The organism is Azospirillum sp. TSH100 (assembly GCF_004923295.1).
Lineage (GTDB): Bacteria > Pseudomonadota > Alphaproteobacteria > Azospirillales > Azospirillaceae > Azospirillum.
In genome coordinates, this window is the sequence record NZ_CP039635.1 from 615,965 (window position 1) to 632,153 (window position 16,189).

General features: G+C 65.4%; 11 protein-coding genes. 1 reads left to right on the forward strand and 10 read right to left on the reverse strand.

Going from position 1 to position 16,189, the window contains the following annotated elements; all coding sequences use genetic code 11:
* Positions 1–6: 6 nt before the first annotated feature.
* From fdhF to E6C72_RS15380, 10 genes are all read right to left on the reverse strand, one after another.
* Positions 7–2,862 (reverse strand): formate dehydrogenase subunit alpha, encoded by a 2,856-nt coding sequence (fdhF, locus tag E6C72_RS15335; RefSeq protein ID WP_109083853.1) that lies wholly within the window; start codon positions 2,860–2,862, stop codon positions 7–9.
* 23 nt (positions 2,863–2,885) lie between these two features.
* Positions 2,886–4,466, reverse strand: a complete 1,581-nt coding sequence (locus E6C72_RS15340; RefSeq protein ID WP_109083852.1) for an NADH-quinone oxidoreductase subunit NuoF — start codon at positions 4,464–4,466, stop codon at positions 2,886–2,888.
* Complete coding sequence (locus E6C72_RS15345) at positions 4,463–4,957, reverse strand: formate dehydrogenase subunit gamma (protein WP_247875444.1); 495 nt, start codon at positions 4,955–4,957, stop codon at positions 4,463–4,465. The genes E6C72_RS15340 and E6C72_RS15345 overlap by 4 nt, the downstream gene beginning before the upstream one ends.
* 224 nt (positions 4,958–5,181) lie before the next feature.
* Positions 5,182–6,132 carry a LysR family transcriptional regulator gene (locus E6C72_RS15350; protein WP_109083850.1) on the reverse strand — a complete coding sequence of 317 codons (951 nt, stop codon included), beginning with the start codon at positions 6,130–6,132 and terminating at the stop codon, positions 5,182–5,184.
* Between the two features lie 18 nt (positions 6,133–6,150).
* The gene (locus tag E6C72_RS15355; protein WP_109083849.1) at positions 6,151–7,056 is read right to left on the reverse strand and encodes an SMP-30/gluconolactonase/LRE family protein; all 906 of its coding nucleotides are present in this window, start codon (positions 7,054–7,056) and stop codon (positions 6,151–6,153) included.
* 176 nt (positions 7,057–7,232) lie between these two features.
* On the reverse strand, positions 7,233–7,949 hold the full coding sequence (locus E6C72_RS15360; RefSeq protein ID WP_109083848.1) for a hypothetical protein: 717 nt from the start codon (positions 7,947–7,949) through the stop codon (positions 7,233–7,235).
* Between the two features lie 179 nt (positions 7,950–8,128).
* Positions 8,129–9,151 carry an RES family NAD+ phosphorylase gene (locus tag E6C72_RS15365; protein ID WP_109083847.1) on the reverse strand — a complete coding sequence of 341 codons (1,023 nt, stop codon included), beginning with the start codon at positions 9,149–9,151 and terminating at the stop codon, positions 8,129–8,131.
* Between the two features lie 2 nt (positions 9,152–9,153).
* Positions 9,154–10,098 carry a sce7725 family protein gene (locus tag E6C72_RS15370; protein ID WP_109083846.1) on the reverse strand — a complete coding sequence of 315 codons (945 nt, stop codon included), beginning with the start codon at positions 10,096–10,098 and terminating at the stop codon, positions 9,154–9,156.
* Positions 10,099–10,103: 5 nt separating this feature from the next.
* Complete coding sequence (locus tag E6C72_RS15375) at positions 10,104–10,979, reverse strand: sce7726 family protein (protein ID WP_247875443.1); 876 nt, start codon at positions 10,977–10,979, stop codon at positions 10,104–10,106.
* Between the two features lie 108 nt (positions 10,980–11,087).
* Complete coding sequence (locus E6C72_RS15380; protein WP_109083844.1) at positions 11,088–13,931, reverse strand: response regulator; 2,844 nt, start codon at positions 13,929–13,931, stop codon at positions 11,088–11,090.
* Positions 13,932–14,228: 297 nt separating this feature from the next.
* On the opposite strand from E6C72_RS15380, the gene E6C72_RS15385 reads away from it, so the two are divergent.
* Positions 14,229–16,163 (forward strand): hybrid sensor histidine kinase/response regulator, encoded by a 1,935-nt coding sequence (locus tag E6C72_RS15385; protein WP_109083843.1) that lies wholly within the window; start codon positions 14,229–14,231, stop codon positions 16,161–16,163.
* Positions 16,164–16,189: the final 26 nt, after the last annotated feature.

A 16,189-nucleotide genomic window follows, 5' to 3' on the forward strand; every position in this document is an offset into this window, starting at 1 on the left:
CTCACGTCATTCGGCGGCGATCACGTTGGCGGCGGCGATGCGCTTGCGCTCGACGTCGTTCTTCGCATAGTCAACCTGCCAATCGGACGGTTGGTTGCTGCGGGCGACCTGCACCGCCGTCACCTTGTATTCGGGGCAGTTGGTCGCCCAGTCCGAATTCTCGGTGGTGATGACGTTGGCGCCGGTCACCGGGTGGTGGAAGGTGGTGTAGACGACGCCGGCCGGCATGCGGTCGGAGATGACGGCGCGCAGCGTGGTGGCCCCCATGCGGCTGGCGAGCGACACCATGTCGCCGTCCTTGACGCCCCGGAGTTCGGCATCCGCCGCGTTGATCTCCAGCACATCCTCGGGATGCCAAGCGACGTTGGCGGTGCGGCGGGTCTGGGCGCCGACATTGTAGTGGGCGAGGATTCGGCCGGTGGTCAGCACCAGCGGGTACATCCGCGTGGTCCGTTCGTCGGTCGGCACATATTCGGTGATGACGAAGCGGCCGAGACCACGGGCGAAGCTCTCGCCATGCATGATCGCCATGCCGGTGTCGTCGTCCTCCAACCCGGTGCAGGGCCACTGAACGCTGCCGACGCGGTCGAGCTTCTCGAAGCTGACGCCGCGGAAGGTCGGGGTCAGCCGAGCGATCTCGTCCATGATCTCGGACGTGGTCTCGTAGTGCATCGGATAGCCCATCGCCGTCGCCAGCGCGCAGGCGACCCAATGCTCGTCCTTGCCGACCTTGGACGGCATCGCCTTGCGGACGCGGTTGATGCGGCGCTCGGCGTTGGTGAAGGTGCCGTCCTTCTCCAGGAAGGAGGTGCCGGGGAAGAAGACGTGGGCGAAGGCCGCCGTCTCGTTCAGGAACAGATCCTGGACGATGACGATGTCCAGCGATTCCAGCGCCGAGGTGACATGGGTGGTGTTGGGATCGGACTGGACGATGTCCTCGCCCTGGACGAACAGACCACGGAAGCTGCCGTCATGCGCGCTGTCGAACATGTTCGGGATGCGCAGGCCGGGTTCCGGATCCAGCGTGACGCCCCAGGCGGCCTCGAACTCCTGGCGGACGAGGTCGTCCGAGACATGGCGGTAGCCCGGCAGCTCGTGCGGGAAGGAGCCCATGTCGCACGAGCCCTGCACATTGTTCTGACCGCGCAGCGGGTTCACACCGACGCCCTCGCGGCCGATGTTGCCGGTCGCCATCGCGAGGTTGGCGATCGCCATCACCGTGCTGGAGCCCTGGCTGTGCTCCGTCACGCCCAGCCCGTAATAGATCGCGGCATTGCCGCCGGTGGCGTAGAGACGGGCGGCGGCGCGGACCTGATCGGCCGGGACGCCGGTGCGCGATTCCAGGTACTCCGGCGAGTTGCGGTGCTCGGCGATGAACGCCTCCCACTTCGCGAACTCCTTGGGATCGCAGCGCTCCTCGACGAAGGCGCGGTTCACCAGCCCTTCGGTGACGATGACATGGGCGATGGCGTTCACCACCGCGACGTTGGTGCCGGGCTGGAGCTGGAGATGGTATTCGGCCTGGACGTGCGGGCTGCGCACCAGATCGATGCGGCGCGGATCGACGACGATCAGCTTGGCCCCGGCGCGCAACCGCTTCTTCATGCGCGAGCCGAACACCGGATGGCCGTCGGTCGGGTTGGCGCCGATGACCAGGATGACGTCGGACTTGTCGACGCTCTTGAAATCCTGGGTGCCGGCGGAGGTGCCGAAGGTCTGCGACAGGCCGTAGCCGGTCGGCGAATGGCAGACGCGGGCGCAGGTGTCGATGTTGTTGGTACCGAAGGCGGCCCGGATCATCTTCTGGACGACATAGACCTCCTCGTTCGTGCAGCGCGACGAGGTGATGCCGCCGATGGAGCCGCGGCCGTACTTGGCCTGCACCGCCTTCAGCCGCTCGGCGGCGTAGGCGACCGCCTCTTCCCACGACACTTCACGCCACGGATCGGTGATCTTCTCGCGCACCATGGGCTTCATGATGCGGTCCTTGTGGGTGGCGTAGCCCCAGGCGAAGCGGCCCTTGACGCAGGAATGGCCCTCGTTGGCGCCGCCATTCTTCCACGGGGTCATGCGCACCACCGTGGTGCCCCGCATCTCGGCCTTGAAGGAGCAGCCGACGCCGCAATAGGCGCAGGTGGTGATGACGCTGTGTTCCGGCTGGCCGTGCTCGATGATCGACTTCTCGGTCAGGGTCGCGGTCGGGCAGGCCTGGACGCAGGCGCCGCAGGACACGCACTCGCTGTCCATGAAGTTTTCCTTGGCGCCCGGCGACACCGAGGAGGCGAAACCGCGCCCGTCGATGGTCAGCGCGAAGGTGCCCTGGGTCTCCTGGCAGGCACGGACGCAGCGCGAGCAGACGATGCATTTCGACGCATCGAAGGTGAAGTACGGGTTGCTCTCGTCCTTGGCGGCGGCGCGATGGTTTTCGCCGTCGAAACCGTACCGCACGTTGCGCAGACCGACGGCACCGGCCATGTCCTGCAACTCGCAGTCACCGTTGGCGGCACAGGTCAGGCAGTCGAGCGGATGGTCGGAGATGTACAGCTCCATCACGCCACGGCGCAGCTTGGCCAGCTTGTCGGTCTGGGTGTGGACCTTCATGCCGGGGGCGACGGGGGTGGTGCAGGAGGCCGGGGTGCCGCGGCGCCCCTCGATCTCCACCGCGCAGAGGCGGCAGGAGCCGAAGGGCTCCAGGCTGTCGGTTGCGCACAGCTTCGGCACGGTGATGCCGGCATCCATCGCGGCGCGCATCACGGAGGTGCCTTCGGGGACGGTGATGCTGCGGCCGTCGATCTCCAGCGTCACCAGGGTCTCGGAGACGCGGGCGGGAGTGCCGTAGTCGGTCTCGTGGATGAGGGTCATCTCGGGTGCTCCTGGGGCGCTCGTTATTCGGCGGCGATGTGGGTGACGCGGACGGCGTGCTGCTTCTTGCGGAAGTCTTCCGGGAAGTGCTTCACCGCGCTGCGCACCGGATAGGGCGTCATGCCGCCCATGGCGCAGAGCGAGCCGTCCACCATCACGTCGCAGAGGTCGGCGAGCAGTTCGAGGTTCGCATCGACGTTCTTGCCGGCGATGATCTTGTCCAGCGTCTCCATGCCGCGGGTCGAGCCGATGCGGCAGGGGGTGCACTTGCCGCAGGATTCCGCCACGCAGAATTCCATGGCGAAGCGGGCCTGCTGGGCCATGTCGACGCTGTCGTCGAAAACGACGATGCCACCATGGCCGACCATCGCTTCCTGGGCGGCGAAGGCCTCGTAATCCTTGGGCAGGTCGAACTGCGAGGGCGGCAGATAGGCGCCCAACGGACCGCCGACCTGCACCGCGCGGATCGGCCGGCCGGTGATGGTGCCGCCGCCGAAGTCGTAGAGCAGCTCGTGCAGGGTGATGCCGAAGGCCTTCTCGACGATGCCGCCCTGCTTGAGGTTGCCCGCCAGCTGGAAGGGCAGCGTGCCGCGCGACCGGCCGACACCGAAGTCGCGGTAATAGTCGCCGCCCTTGTCGAGGATGATCGGCACCGAGCAGAGCGACAGCACGTTGTTGACCACGGTCGGCTTGCCGAACAGGCCTTCCAGCGCCGGCAGCGGCGGCTTGGCGCGCACCATGCCGCGCTTGCCCTCCAGGCTTTCCAGCATGGCGGTTTCTTCGCCGCAGATGTAGGCGCCGGCGCCGACGCGGACGTCGAGGTGGAAGGTGCGGTTGGTGCCGTGGATGTTGTCGCCGAGCCAGCCCTCGTCATAGGCGAGCTTGATGGCATGGCGCAGGGTGGCCGTGGCGTGCGGGTATTCCGAGCGCATGTAGACGTAGCCGGAGGTGGCGCCCACCGCGATGGCGGCGATGGTCATGCCCTCGATCAGGCAGAAGGGGTCGCCTTCGATGATCATGCGGTCGGCGAAGGTGCCGCTGTCGCCCTCGTCGGCGTTGCAGCAGACGAATTTCTCGTCCGCCTTGGCCTGCATCACCGTGTTCCACTTGATGCCGGTGGGGAAGCCGGCGCCGCCGCGGCCGCGCAGGCCGCTGTCGGTTACCGCCTTGACGATCTCCGCCTGGGACATCGCCAGCGCGTTCTCCAGCCCGCGGAAGCCGCCATGGGCGCGGTAGTCCTCGACCGACAGCGGGTCGATGATGCCGCAGCGGGCGAAGGTCAGCCGCTCCTGCTTCTTGAAGTACGGGATTTCCTCGGTCAGGCCGTGGCCCAGCGCATGCTCCCCGCCGGTCAGGAAGCCGGCGTCGAACAGGCCGGGGACGTCGGCGGCGGTGACCGGGCCGTAGGCGACCCGGCCTTCCGGGGTTTCGACCTCGACCAGCGGCTCCAGATAGAGCATGCCGCGCGAGCCGTTGCGGACGATGCGCAGCGGCAGGTCGCGCTTGGCAGCCTCGGCCCGGATGGCGGCGGCCACGGCATCGGCGCCGACCGACAGGGCGGCGGAGTCGCGCGGGACGAAGACGGTGATCAGATGGCCGCTCATTGGGCGTGACCCTTATGGCTGAGGGCGCGGGGAATTTGCTGGTGGGCGTGCGGGTTGGTCCGCGTCTCCGCCGCCAGCTCGTCGAAGCGGTCGGGCGAGACCCGGCCGTGCAGGTTCTCGTCGATCATGACGGCGGGCGACAGGGCGCAGTTGCCCAGGCAGAAGACCGGTTCCAGCGTGAAGGCGCCGTCGGCGGTGGTGCCATGGAAATCGACCTGCAAGCGCTTCTTGATATGGTCGACCAGCGCGTTGGCGCCCATCGACTGGCAGGCCTCGGCCCGGCACACCTTGATGATGTGGCGGCCCGGCTTTTCGCGGCGGAATTCGTGATAGAAGGAGACAACGCCATGCACGTCGGCGCGCGAGAGGTTCAGCGCCGTCGCCAGCAGGGGGATGGCTTCCTCGTCGATATAGCCGAACTCCTCCTGAAGCGCGTGAAGGATCGGCAGCAGGGCGCCGCGCAGATGCCGATTGTCTTCGACAATCGTCATGGCGCGCTCAGCGCTCCACGGATGGCAAGCGTTCACGGGTGTCCCTCCTTGCGATCGTCCGCGCCGCTCTTGAGGTCGGCGTCGTTCTGGCTTGGCTCTGTTGGCTTTTTCCGGACGTCTCTCGTCGCCCGGCACCGTCAGAGTGGCGGAGGATACGGTATACCAGCAAATTGTATTTTCTGATGGCGTGATAGCTTTTGGCTATCGAGCGCCGCTGCGACCGTTCAGCGGAGCGCCAGCCGCCAGGGGATCATGGCGTCGGCGATGCCGATGGCGACGCGCTGGGCGATGTCGGCGTCGGCTGCCGCCACCGCCAGCGCCTTGGCCAGCGGCGAGGGCGGGTCGCGGTCGGCATAGGCCAACCCGACGACGTGGCTCAGCTCCGGATCGACCAGCGGCAGGGCGACGATGTCGGGATGCGGCGGCACGAAGGTCAGCAGTTGCCCCGGAACGATGCTGGCGCAGCTGCCGGCGCGGACGATGGTGTAGAGGGTGACGATGGAGTTGGTCTCCATCACCGGCTCCACCTTGCGGCCGGTCATGCGGAAGGCGGTGTCGGCGATGCGGCGGTTCTGCATGTCCGGGGTCAGCAGGCAGAGCCGCAAGCTCGCCGCCGTCTCCCACGGCACCGCCCCTTGCGCGATCAGCTCCTCCGCCAGCTCGTCGCGGCGGGCCAGCAGATGGTAGCGCTCGGTGTAGAGCGGCAGGGTGCGGACGTTGTTCAGCGGCTCGTTGTCGAGATAGGTGATGGCGGCGTCCAACTCGAACTCGTCGAGGCCGCGCTGGATCTCGCGTGAGCTGAGCGAGATGACGCTGGAGCGGATGTGCGGGAAGCGCGTGGTGAAGGGCGTCATCACATGGGGCACCACCGGCAGGGCGGTGGGGATGGCGCCCACCCGCAGATGGCCGGTGACGCCCTGGGCCAGCGCCAGCAGCTCGTGACGCAAATTGTCGCGCTCGCCGACGATGCGGCGGGCATATTCCAGCACCTTCAGCCCCTCCGGCGTGAAGCCTTCAAACTTCTGGCCGCGCTCGACGATGGGGACCTGAAGCTCCTCCTCCAGCTGGCGGATGGCGTTGGAGAGGGTCGGCTGCGAGACGTGGCAGCTTTCCGCCGCGCGGCCGAAATGCTTTTCGCGCGAGAGAGCCAGCAGATAGACGAACTTGCGGAACATCGCCGGCCCCCTCCCCGCTCAGGCTTCCGGATCGAAGGGCGGGACCGGCAGGCCCGGCACATCGACCGTCATGGCGAACAGGCCGCCGGACTGCGGCAGCCGCTCCAGCTCGTCCGCCGGGCGGCCGGCGCTGGCGGTGGTGACAAAGAGCGTGCGCAGGTCGGGGCCGCCGAAGGCCACCATGGTCGGGCAGCGCGCCGGCAGCGGGTGTTCCGAGAGCAGCACCCCGTCCGGCGAGAAGCGCGCGACCCGCCCGCCCTCGTAGAGCGCCGACCAGTAGCAGCCCTCCGCATCCACCGCCGCCCCGTCCGGCCGGCCGCGGTCGCCGTCCTTCGGCTCCAGCCGGATGAAGATTTCGCCGTCGGAGATCGCGCCGGTCGCCGGATCGTAGCGGTAGCGGCGGACGGTGAAGGTCGGGGTGTCGGCATGATAGAGCGTCCGCCCGTCCGGGCTGAAGGCCAGCCCGTTGGAGGTCAGCAGCCCGCCGGCCAGCACCGCCAGCCCGCGCCGGTCATAGCGGTAGAGATGCGCCTTGCCGCCGGCCTTCGGCTCGTCCAGCGTGCCGGCCAGATAGCGGCCGGCGGGATCGGTCCTGCCGTCGTTGAAGCGGCTGGCGCCCTGGTCCTCCGGATTGGCGGCGAGGCAGGCGACCGGCCGCCCCTCCCCGTCCAGCTGCCACAGGCCGGAGCGCAGGCCGGCGATGAAGCCGCCGCCCTTGCGCGGGGCGACGCAGCCGATCTCCTCCGGCAGAGCCATCACCCGGTTGGCGCCGGTGGCGGGATCGAAGCGGTTCAGCGCCTTGCCCTTGATGTCGACCCAATAGAGCGCCTGCTCGTCCACCGACCAGACCGGCCCCTCGCCCAGCCTGGCACGGGCATCGAGCACGCAGGTGAAGGTCGGGGCGGAGGCAGGGCCGGCGGTCATCGCGTGATCCTCGGTGGTCGAACGGACCCGCAGGGTCGGACAGTTCGGCCGCGCGATCAAGCCCGCAGGTGGGGCCGGACCGTTGGGGGGCGGCGGAGGGATGGAACGGCGTGGAACGTTTTCCGGCGGCTGTTGCATGGTCCGGCCGGCATCCGGCGGGCGGGCGTCCGGAGCCCCTACCGGCGCCAGGAGAAGGGGCCGGCGGCGCGGCGGCTGACCGGGCCGGGGTTGAGGTTGGGATACTCCTCATACCGGTTGAGGGTGTAGGGGAAGACGCCCTTCGGCCCCTCCGCCTCCGGCTGGGCCAGGACGGCGGCGACCATGGCCGGGCTGGGCGGGTGGCGCTCGCGCAGGGCGCCGGGGATGGCGTCGTCGTCCAGTTCGGGGACGGTGACGGCGGGCGGGTCTTCGGGTTTCGGGGCCGGGACGAGGCCGGCGGCCGACGGATCGTTGGGCTGGCGGTCGGGCTGGGCGGGCGGCCGCTTGGCCGTGGGCAGGTCGAGGCCGGCGAACAGGCCGAGCCGTTCGGCCAGCCAGCGGACGGTGGCGGGATCGCCAGATGAGACCAGCCGCTCGATCTGTTCGGCCACGAGGATGCGCAGGGAGGACAGGCGCAGTTCGGCCTCGCGGTTCAGCGCCTGCCGCTCCCACCACACCCTGTGACGGAAGTCCTTGGAGCCGTAATAGGCGCGCCAGAGGGTGGTGCGGCTGCACCCCATGGCGCGCGAGACCTGGAGGAAGCTGTTGCCGCGCGCCAGCATGCCGGCGGCCATGATCCACTGCTCTTCATGGAACTGCGAACCGGGGACCAGCGAGCCTTCGGACGGGGTCGGCGGCTCTTCGGCCCAGCGGGGGAAGTTGTCGTTGTTGAAGCTGCGGCTGTCGAGGGGCATGGCGTGGCTCCGCGAATGAGGGGGCATTGCGGAGAGAGTATAGGATTTTTATCCTGCTGTGGGGCGGTTTTGGGAAAAAGGGGGATAAACGGATGCGGGAGTAACTGCTTCCACTACGAAACGGACGATACCATCGAGAATCGCCCCTGGTCTTTCCAATAGACAATGAAGTAGATAAATTAGGCTTTCTCAACCACAACAGATACTTTTGATACGTTGTATACCGTAACATTGCCACCGGTTGCCTTATTGGGATCAAAGAGCGCAAGGTTTATCCCATCGCTTACAGAACTACGATAAACGACTCCATCAAATCCAATTTTCTTAATAAATTCACATAAATATTGACTAGGTATATAATCAATGGCGGCGCCTGAAGGCAAAACTGGCCGTGTAAGCTCCTCTCCAAGCCGCTCCAAGAACGGAAGATCAGCACGCAATTGACCGATAGCACTTGCATCCTCAAGAATAAATGGAGATACAAGCTTGCGTGGTTCACGCAGGTCAACTGCAAGTATTTCAGGGATTGTAAAATCGGCTACACAAGCAACCTCACCTGTATGCGGCCTCACCTCAGCTGCGGCCGTCTCAGGCTTTGACCCTAAATAGAGATAGGGGATTCCAGCTGGGTTTGCGCGTCCATGCGATGCTAGCCGATTGGGTGGGGCGCCCATTTTGTCGATTGTATAGTTTTCGCCACCAGACCGAATACGTGCACGATACCAAGCACGCGGGAGCTTAGTAGCTGTCAAATGATACAGTAAATGACGGAGACGATCAGTGTCGATATTCGTATCTAAAAACCACCGGTTTCGGTGCATCATTTCATCTCGCAACGTCTCCCATTGCAATAACCCTTCACTCTTATAGCTGGGAGATGGAGCAAATAATTCTCGCACGATATCGCCATCACTAAGAATATCAGCTAATAGCTCTTTCGTGTGGGCAACATCCATCACATTGTGGGAGAAGAGCTTCCAATCTTCTTTCAACCAATGTGCGAGTGGCTGTCCTTGTTCATTCAGTTCATAAATGCCTATGATCAACTCAAAATAGGGCGCCAGCAATTGCGGCCTGAGTACATCGACATTTACAGTACCACAATAATCACAAGTTCCAGGTTTCGCCTCAAGAAAAGGGAAAATCCGTTCTCTCAGGCCCTGATCATCAAAGCATTCCGGGCAACACATGCGATTTGGCATTATTATTTTCTCAAGTAATCAGAGAAAGTTTCGATATGATGTTTCATCGAGAGCTTCTTCACGTAGCCAAGACCTGGGAAGTGACCTTTAGTATGCAACTCACGGAACTCTCTGATTGCACTAGACTCAAATAGTTTAGAATTTCCACTATCAAGCTTGTCGATAAGCTTTTCCAATGCCTGGGCAAACTTACCAGCTGGATCGGTTGGCGTATCGTTCTTAGTTGACACAAAATGATAAACGAACATCACATCATCTTTATCAGGATCGATGAAGGTAAGATGGATTGCCACCGCATAAGCAGGACCACCACCTTCAGAATAACTATCCCCAACAATCAGAAAATCGCCAAAGCCATTCACATTCAATTCGCTGTATGTCAAGTGTAACTCAGAAAACTCCTCAACAGGAATTTTCGCATATTCTGAGTTTTTCCTACGCTTGAATCCATCTCTTAAAAGAACACGATTACTAGTATCAAAATGCTTGCGATATAAAATATTTGCATGCTCCTCAAAAAACACATGGTGAGTTTGCGGAAGATTTCTTCCTAGATGTTCTGCAAGCCCCTTCTGCGCTGCGAATCCGGCATGAATAAAAGTCGGGTTATACCGCTTATGAGCTTCAAAGGCAGCAATCGCTTGGTCAAGGCTAGTCCCGGCGCTAAGAAATATGCCTGCAGAGATAGCAGCATTCCCAATATAGTTAGCTTGCAGTAACTCAGTGATCACAGTTCCATCTTCTTGATGATCCCCATGATAAGGGTTAATAATAACAATCGCGCGCCCATTAGCGTCACAGATGGCCTTTAATGTCTTTTCCAGGCCACTAAGAGCTTCTCTTACCGGCTCAATGATTGGTATGAATCCGGCATTTGCCATTAATGCTGCCGTTTCACGGATGGTAATGAGTTCAAACTGCTTTCCACGAAAGTAAGGATGGTACATTTGTATTATATCCAAGTCTTTGCCGCTTCGAGCGGTGTCGTGACGGCTCCAACAAGGCGGTCATGATCGGCCCGGCGAACAGGGATCGACAGTGCCGCAGCATGGAGTGAAGCCGGCAATTGATTAATGAGGCCACCCAATGGCGCGAGATTGCGCGTTTGCTTCAACGTCTGCACAAACTCACGATGTAGTATGGCGGGTTGTAGATTAGCGAACAATTCACGCAACATACCATATCGCTGCGTGTTCGGAACAGTGGGAACAGCAATGCCGAGGGATTTAAGGATCGCTTCGGCTTCTGCTGATCGCAATGATTCGAACACCGTCACAGGACAGATACGTTCTGGGCAATCATGAGCATCACGTACCACTGAAATTTGATAACGCTTGGACAAACACATAATGCCGACATCATCTGTCACTACCTGTCGAACGCTTTCTACATGGTTTTCACTGACAATTACGTTAACTGTTGCAAATACATTTTTGTAATTTTCAATCTGGTTTTCCAGTCTAGAGAGTGAATCCCGCTCGGACTTGATTTCGTAGACACTCGACGTGCCATTGAGAATAACCAAATCCGCCTTACATGAACCGGCACGAAATTCATTTAGCATTGATGCGGTATGCAACGAGTGCTTTCCGATCAGAATCTTTTTTACTATAGCAGCACGGTAAATATACTCGTCGCGCTGTCCAGCAATCTGAAGCACCTTGAACGCAGCGTCAAATGCGTCGCCGACACTCGCATCTGCACGGCAGCTCTGCACAATGCCTGTTTGCTCTACTAGGCGTTTGAACAGGGCAGAGCGCCCTCTTTTAGCCATCTCTTGAAAGACAGCCGAAGAAAATAGGCGCGTCAATGCCGACAGTTCAGACACACTCGGCTTCAATTTACCCCCCATATGCCGCGCGTCATAGAGCGCGCCGACAGTCGTTCGATTGCCCCGGATTGTGGCCCAAGGCCAACGCACATTCTACTAACTTCATCACCCCTCCCCCATCGTCTCCACCGCCCGGCGCGAAGCAACGCACCGCGCGATCTCGCCCAGCATCTGGGCGCGGTCGATCGGCTTCGGCACGTGGCAGTCCATGCCGGCCTCGTAGCAGCGGGCGATGTCGTCCGGGAAGGTGTTGGCGGTCAGGGCGATGATGGCGACGCGGGACGCCGGCCCCGGCATGGCGCGGATGGCGCGCGTCGCCTCCAGCCCGTCCATCACCGGCATGTTGATGTCCATCAGGATGGCGTCGAACGGCTCGCCCGCCGCTGTCCGGGCCACCGCCTCCACCGCCTGGGCGCCGTCCTCCACCGCCACCACGCGGTGGCCGGCCTGCTTCAGCAGGGTGACGGCCAGCAGGCGGTTCATCTCCACATCCTCCACCACCAGCACATGCAGGGCGCCCGCCGCCGGCTTCGCGGGCGGTGCCGCAGGGGAAGGCGGGACAGGAGCCGTGGCGGGCGCCGGAGGGGGTGAGGGCGCGGCAGCCCGCGGTGGCGCGGCGGGCGGCGGGGGCTCGGCGGCGGGGAGCGGGACAGGCTCCGCCACCTGCGGCGAAGCGGAGGCCGGCGGGCGCAGGCGGTCGAGCCGCTCGCGCAGTTCGGCCGGGTCATAGGGCTTGGCGATCAGGTCGTAGCCGCCCATCGCCACGTCGTCGGCCACCACCGCATGGGTGGCGAAGCCCGACGCCAGCAGAACCGGCAGGTCGGGGCGCAGGCGCCGCGCCTCGCGCGCCAGCTCGGCGCCGTTCATGCCCGGCGGCATCACGATGTCGCTGAACAGCAGGTCCAGCGGCTCGGTGCCGCGCAGAACCACCAGGGCCTCGCCGGCACCGGCGGCGGCGGTCACCCGGTGGCCCCAGCTGCGCAGCAGGGCGCAGCCGTTCTCGCGGATCTTGTTGTCGTCCTCCACCATCAGGATCGACAGGCTGGGACGGACGCTCGGTGATTGGCTTGCCGGAGGCCGGCCGGGGCGGTCGCTTTCATGCCCCATCCCGGCGCCCATCCCGGCGCCCATCCCGACGGCGACCCGCTCGGGCGGGAAATGGATGGTGACGGTGGTGCCCTGCCCCACCCGGCTCGCCAGGGTCAGCGTGCCGCCATGCAGCTCCACCAGCCGGCGGGTCAGCGGCAGGCCCAGGCCGGCGCCCTCGGTCTGGCGGTTCTCCGGGGTGGCGACGCGGGCATAGGCCAGCAGGACGCGGTCCAGATCCTGTTCGGGGATGCCGACGCCGTCGTCGCGCACCTCCAGCAGCAGGCCGCCGTCGGGCGCCGGGCCGGCGGTCAGCGACACCGAGCCGCCGGAGGGGGTGTATTTCACCGCGTTGGACAGCAGGTTCAGCAGGATCTGGCGGATGCGGCGCTCGTCCCCGCGCAGGGTCGGGGTGGCGGGGTCCACCGTCGCGGCGAGGGCGATGCCGGCGCGGGCGGCGCGCGGGGTCAGCAGGCGGACGGCGAAGGTGGCGGCGGCGTCGAGATCGACCGGCTCGTCGTCGAGGGCCAGCTGGCCGGATTCGGCGCGGACATGGTCGAGGATCTCGTTGATCAGCTCCAGCAGATGCTGGCCGCTGTCGCGGATGTTGACGGCGAAATCGCGGTAATGGGGGGTGCCCACCGGCCCCTCCGACTCGCGCGCGATCAGGTCGGCGAAGCCGATGACGGCGTTCATCGGCGTGCGCAGCTCGTGGCTCAGGCTCGCCAGGAACTCGGACTTGCTGCGGCTGGCCGCCTCCGCCGCGTGGCGGGCGTCCTGAAGCTCCGCCTCCATGATCTTGCGGGCGGTGACGTCGCGCTCGACGCTGACGTAATCCTGCGGCGCCCCCCAATCGTCGGTGACCAGCCGAACCGCCGCCTCGATCCACAGCCAGCGGCCGTCGGCATGGCGCAGCCGGTAGATGGTCTTCAGGGTCGGGCGCTCGGGCGTCAGGCGGGCGAGGCCGGCGGCAAGGGCGTCGCGGTCGTCGGGGTGGACCCGCTCCACCAGCGGGCGGCCGACCAGATCGGCAGGGGCGCAGCCCAGGCTGTCGCGCGTCGCCTCCGAACAGAATCGGCGGACGCCGTCCAGCCCGATGCGGCCGATGATGTCGGTGACGCTGCGCGCCAGCAGGCGGTAGCGCGCCTCGCTGGCGCGGATCGCCCGCTCCGCCTCGTGGCGGCGGGTGATGTCGCGGGCGCCGACCGACAGCATGACGATGGCGCCGCTCGCGTCGCGGATCGGCACCTGCGACAGCTCCCACCAGCGGGTGACGCCGTCGTGGGTGTGCTGCTCCTCGAACCGGGTGGGGGCGCCGGCGTCGATGCAGGATTGCAGGTCGGCCGTCACCTTGGCGGCAAGGTCGGGCGGCAGCAGGGCGTCGATCGGCTTGCCCAGCGCCCGGGTCAGCCGGTCGCCCATCGCCCGGACGGCGGCGTCGTTGGCACGATGAAGGGTGAAGCCGCCGTCGGCGCCGACGCGGACGACGACCAGGATGTCGGCGGAGCTGTCGAAGACGGCGCGGAACAGGGCGGTGCTTTCGGCCAGCGCGGCCTCGTCGGCGAAACGCCGGTGCTCGCGCGCCAGCAGCAGGGCGAACAGGCCGAGGCCGAGCGTGGCGATGGCGGCGACGGTGGCGGTCAGCGGCAGCGGCTCCACCGCCCGCAGGACAGGCTCGCGGTCGGGCGGCAGCAGGACCGTCAGCAGGGAAAGGGCGGCGGCGGCACAGACCAGCAGGGCGGCGAGCGCGGCGGCGGCGATGCGGCCGCTGCCGAACCGCCGCAGGATCCGGCGGTAGGCGAGCAGAACCAGCGCCAGCAGGACGACGCCATGCGCGAGGGCGATGATGATGCCCGTTCCCATTGCTGCGCTCCCCCGCGGCTATGCCCCCACCCCTACGCCAACGGCTAAACCGCTCCCGGCCCTGTGCGTCAAAACCCGACGTGAATTTTTACACACGCAACCGAGCAAGAAGAAGAAGCAATAAGAAACAGTCATACTGCCCTTTTTCCCACTACTGCCGATGATGCCGGCATGACCGCCGGCATCGACGTCGCTGTCGTGTTCGGCCGCCGATTCGGCTAGGATGACGCCGCGTATCGTTCGTGTTCGCCATGTTCTCGGTGGCTGTTCTGGGTGACTGTTCTGGGTGGCTTCGGCATGTTCTTGAAGATCTTCTCACGGAGCCTGGTTGCCCGGACGACGGCATCGGCGGTGGTGCTGGTGTCGGTGCTGGTCGCCGTGCCGATGGTGGTGCTGATCCAGGCCGACGTGCGCAACACGCGGGCCGAACTGGCGATCCGGGCGGAGATGGCGACCCGCATCGTGCTGGACGACGTGACCAACGCCCTGTGGGATCTCGACCCGGAAGAGGCGATGACGGCGCTGGGCCCGCTGCGGTCGATCGACAGCTTCGCCGAGGCGGTGATCCTCGGCACCCATGGCGAACGCTTCGCCACCTTCCGCAAGCCGGGTGCCGCCAGCGTGGGGGAGGGCGCCGCCACGGTCGCCACCGTGCCGCTGATCCGCCAGGACCGCGCCGGCGGCTCGCGCAGCATCGGCACGCTGCTGGTCCGGCTCGACACCGGGCCGACCGACGCGGCGATCCGCCACCATGTGCTGCTGCTGGGCGGGATCGGTGCCGTGACGCTTCTGCTGGTGGTGCTGGGGGTGATCTGGGCGACGCGCGGCATGACCCTGCCGATCGCCGGCATGACCCGCGCCATGGCCGATCTGGCCGCTGGCGACGTGACGGTGACGGTGCCGGTCCGCCACCGCGACGACGAGATCGGCCGCATGGCCAAGGCGCTCGACACCTTCCGCCAGAACGCCATCGACCTGCGCGTCGCCAAGGAGCGCGCCGAGCAGGCGGTGGCGTCGAAGGCGAAGTTCATGGCCGCCGCCAGCCACGACCTGCGCCAGCCGGCCCAGTCGCTGCTGATGCTGACCGCCATGCTGCGCGCCACCGCCCCCAATCCGAAGGTGGCGGACTCGGCGCGCAAGATCGAACAGGTGGTGATGACGCTGAAGCAGCTGCTGGACGAGCTGCTGGAGGTGTCGCGGCTGGATGCCGGCGGCGTCACCGCCAACAAGGCGGTGCACGAGGTCGCCGACCTGTTCGAGGCGCTGGACTCGCAATACGGCCCGGTCGCCCGCAGCAAGGGGCTGGCCTTCTCCGTGCCGCAATACCGGGCGCCGGTGCTGACCGACCGGGTGCTGCTGTTGCGGCTGCTCGGCAACCTGATCGACAACGCCATCCGCTACACCGCCAGCGGACAGGTGCAGGTCGCCTGCCTGGAATCCGGCGGCAGCCTGATCGTCGAGGTGCGCGACACCGGCATCGGCATTCCAGAGGACCGGCTCGACGCCATCTGGGAGGAGTTCCACCAGATCGGCAACCCGGAACGCAACCGCGACAACGGCATCGGCCTTGGCCTGTCGATCGTCCGCCGGCTGGCCGGCGTGCTGGACCACCCGGTCAAGGTGCGCTCCACGCCGGGCAAGGGCTCCGTCTTCTCGGTCACCGTGCCGCTGGCGCCGGTGGAGCAGGTCATCGAAGCCGCGGCGCCAATCCCCGCCCCCGCCCCCGCCCCTGCCCCTGTCCCTGCCCCTATGATGGCTTCCCTGCCGGCCGCCGGACTGGCGACGCTGGCCGATGCGCCGGCGAAGAGCGGCGAGATCGCGATCCTGGTGATCGACGACGACCAGTTCGTGCTGTCGGCGATCTCGATGTTCCTCAACACCGCCGGGCATCGCGTCGTCGGCGCCTCCAGCGTGGCGGAGGGCCTGCGGGCGGTCGAGGGCGGCGACATCCGCCCCGATGCGGTGATCGCCGACTATCACCTCTCCGCCACCGAGAACGGCCTGGATTTCATCGAGAGCGTCTGGCGCCGGCTTGGGCTGCGCATCCCGGCGGTGCTGATCTCCGGCCGGCTCGACGGCGCCGTGAGCGCGCGCGCGGCGGAGATGGGCGTCATCGTCGCCGCCAAGCCGATCATGCCCGACCTGCTGTCGGCGCTGGTCGAACAGATGACGGCGGCGCGCCCGGTGGCCGCGCTCGATACCGCCGCTCCGCATAAGACTCCGACGATCTGAGGGCAGTGGTCCGGCAGTGGTCAGGT

What these genes read in the sequence shown, in the direction of transcription:
- E6C72_RS15345 (WP_247875444.1), bottom strand. Translation starts at nt 4,957, where the DNA reads ATGACGATTGTCGAAGACAATCGGCATCTGCGCGGCGCCCTGCTGCCG.
- E6C72_RS15365 (WP_109083847.1), bottom strand. Translation starts at nt 9,151, where the DNA reads ATGCCAAATCGCATGTGTTGCCCGGAATGCTTTGATGATCAGGGCCTG.
- E6C72_RS15380 (WP_109083844.1), bottom strand. Translation starts at nt 13,931, where the DNA reads ATGGGAACGGGCATCATCATCGCCCTCGCGCATGGCGTCGTCCTGCTG.
- E6C72_RS15360 (WP_109083848.1), bottom strand. Translation starts at nt 7,949, where the DNA reads ATGCCCCTCGACAGCCGCAGCTTCAACAACGACAACTTCCCCCGCTGG.
- fdhF (WP_109083853.1), bottom strand. Translation starts at nt 2,862, where the DNA reads ATGACCCTCATCCACGAGACCGACTACGGCACTCCCGCCCGCGTCTCC.
- E6C72_RS15370 (WP_109083846.1), bottom strand. Translation starts at nt 10,098, where the DNA reads ATGTACCATCCTTACTTTCGTGGAAAGCAGTTTGAACTCATTACCATC.
- E6C72_RS15355 (WP_109083849.1), bottom strand. Translation starts at nt 7,056, where the DNA reads ATGACCGCCGGCCCTGCCTCCGCCCCGACCTTCACCTGCGTGCTCGAT.
- E6C72_RS15350 (WP_109083850.1), bottom strand. Translation starts at nt 6,132, where the DNA reads ATGTTCCGCAAGTTCGTCTATCTGCTGGCTCTCTCGCGCGAAAAGCAT.
- E6C72_RS15385 (WP_109083843.1), top strand. Translation starts at nt 14,229, where the DNA reads ATGTTCTTGAAGATCTTCTCACGGAGCCTGGTTGCCCGGACGACGGCA.
- E6C72_RS15340 (WP_109083852.1), bottom strand. Translation starts at nt 4,466, where the DNA reads ATGAGCGGCCATCTGATCACCGTCTTCGTCCCGCGCGACTCCGCCGCC.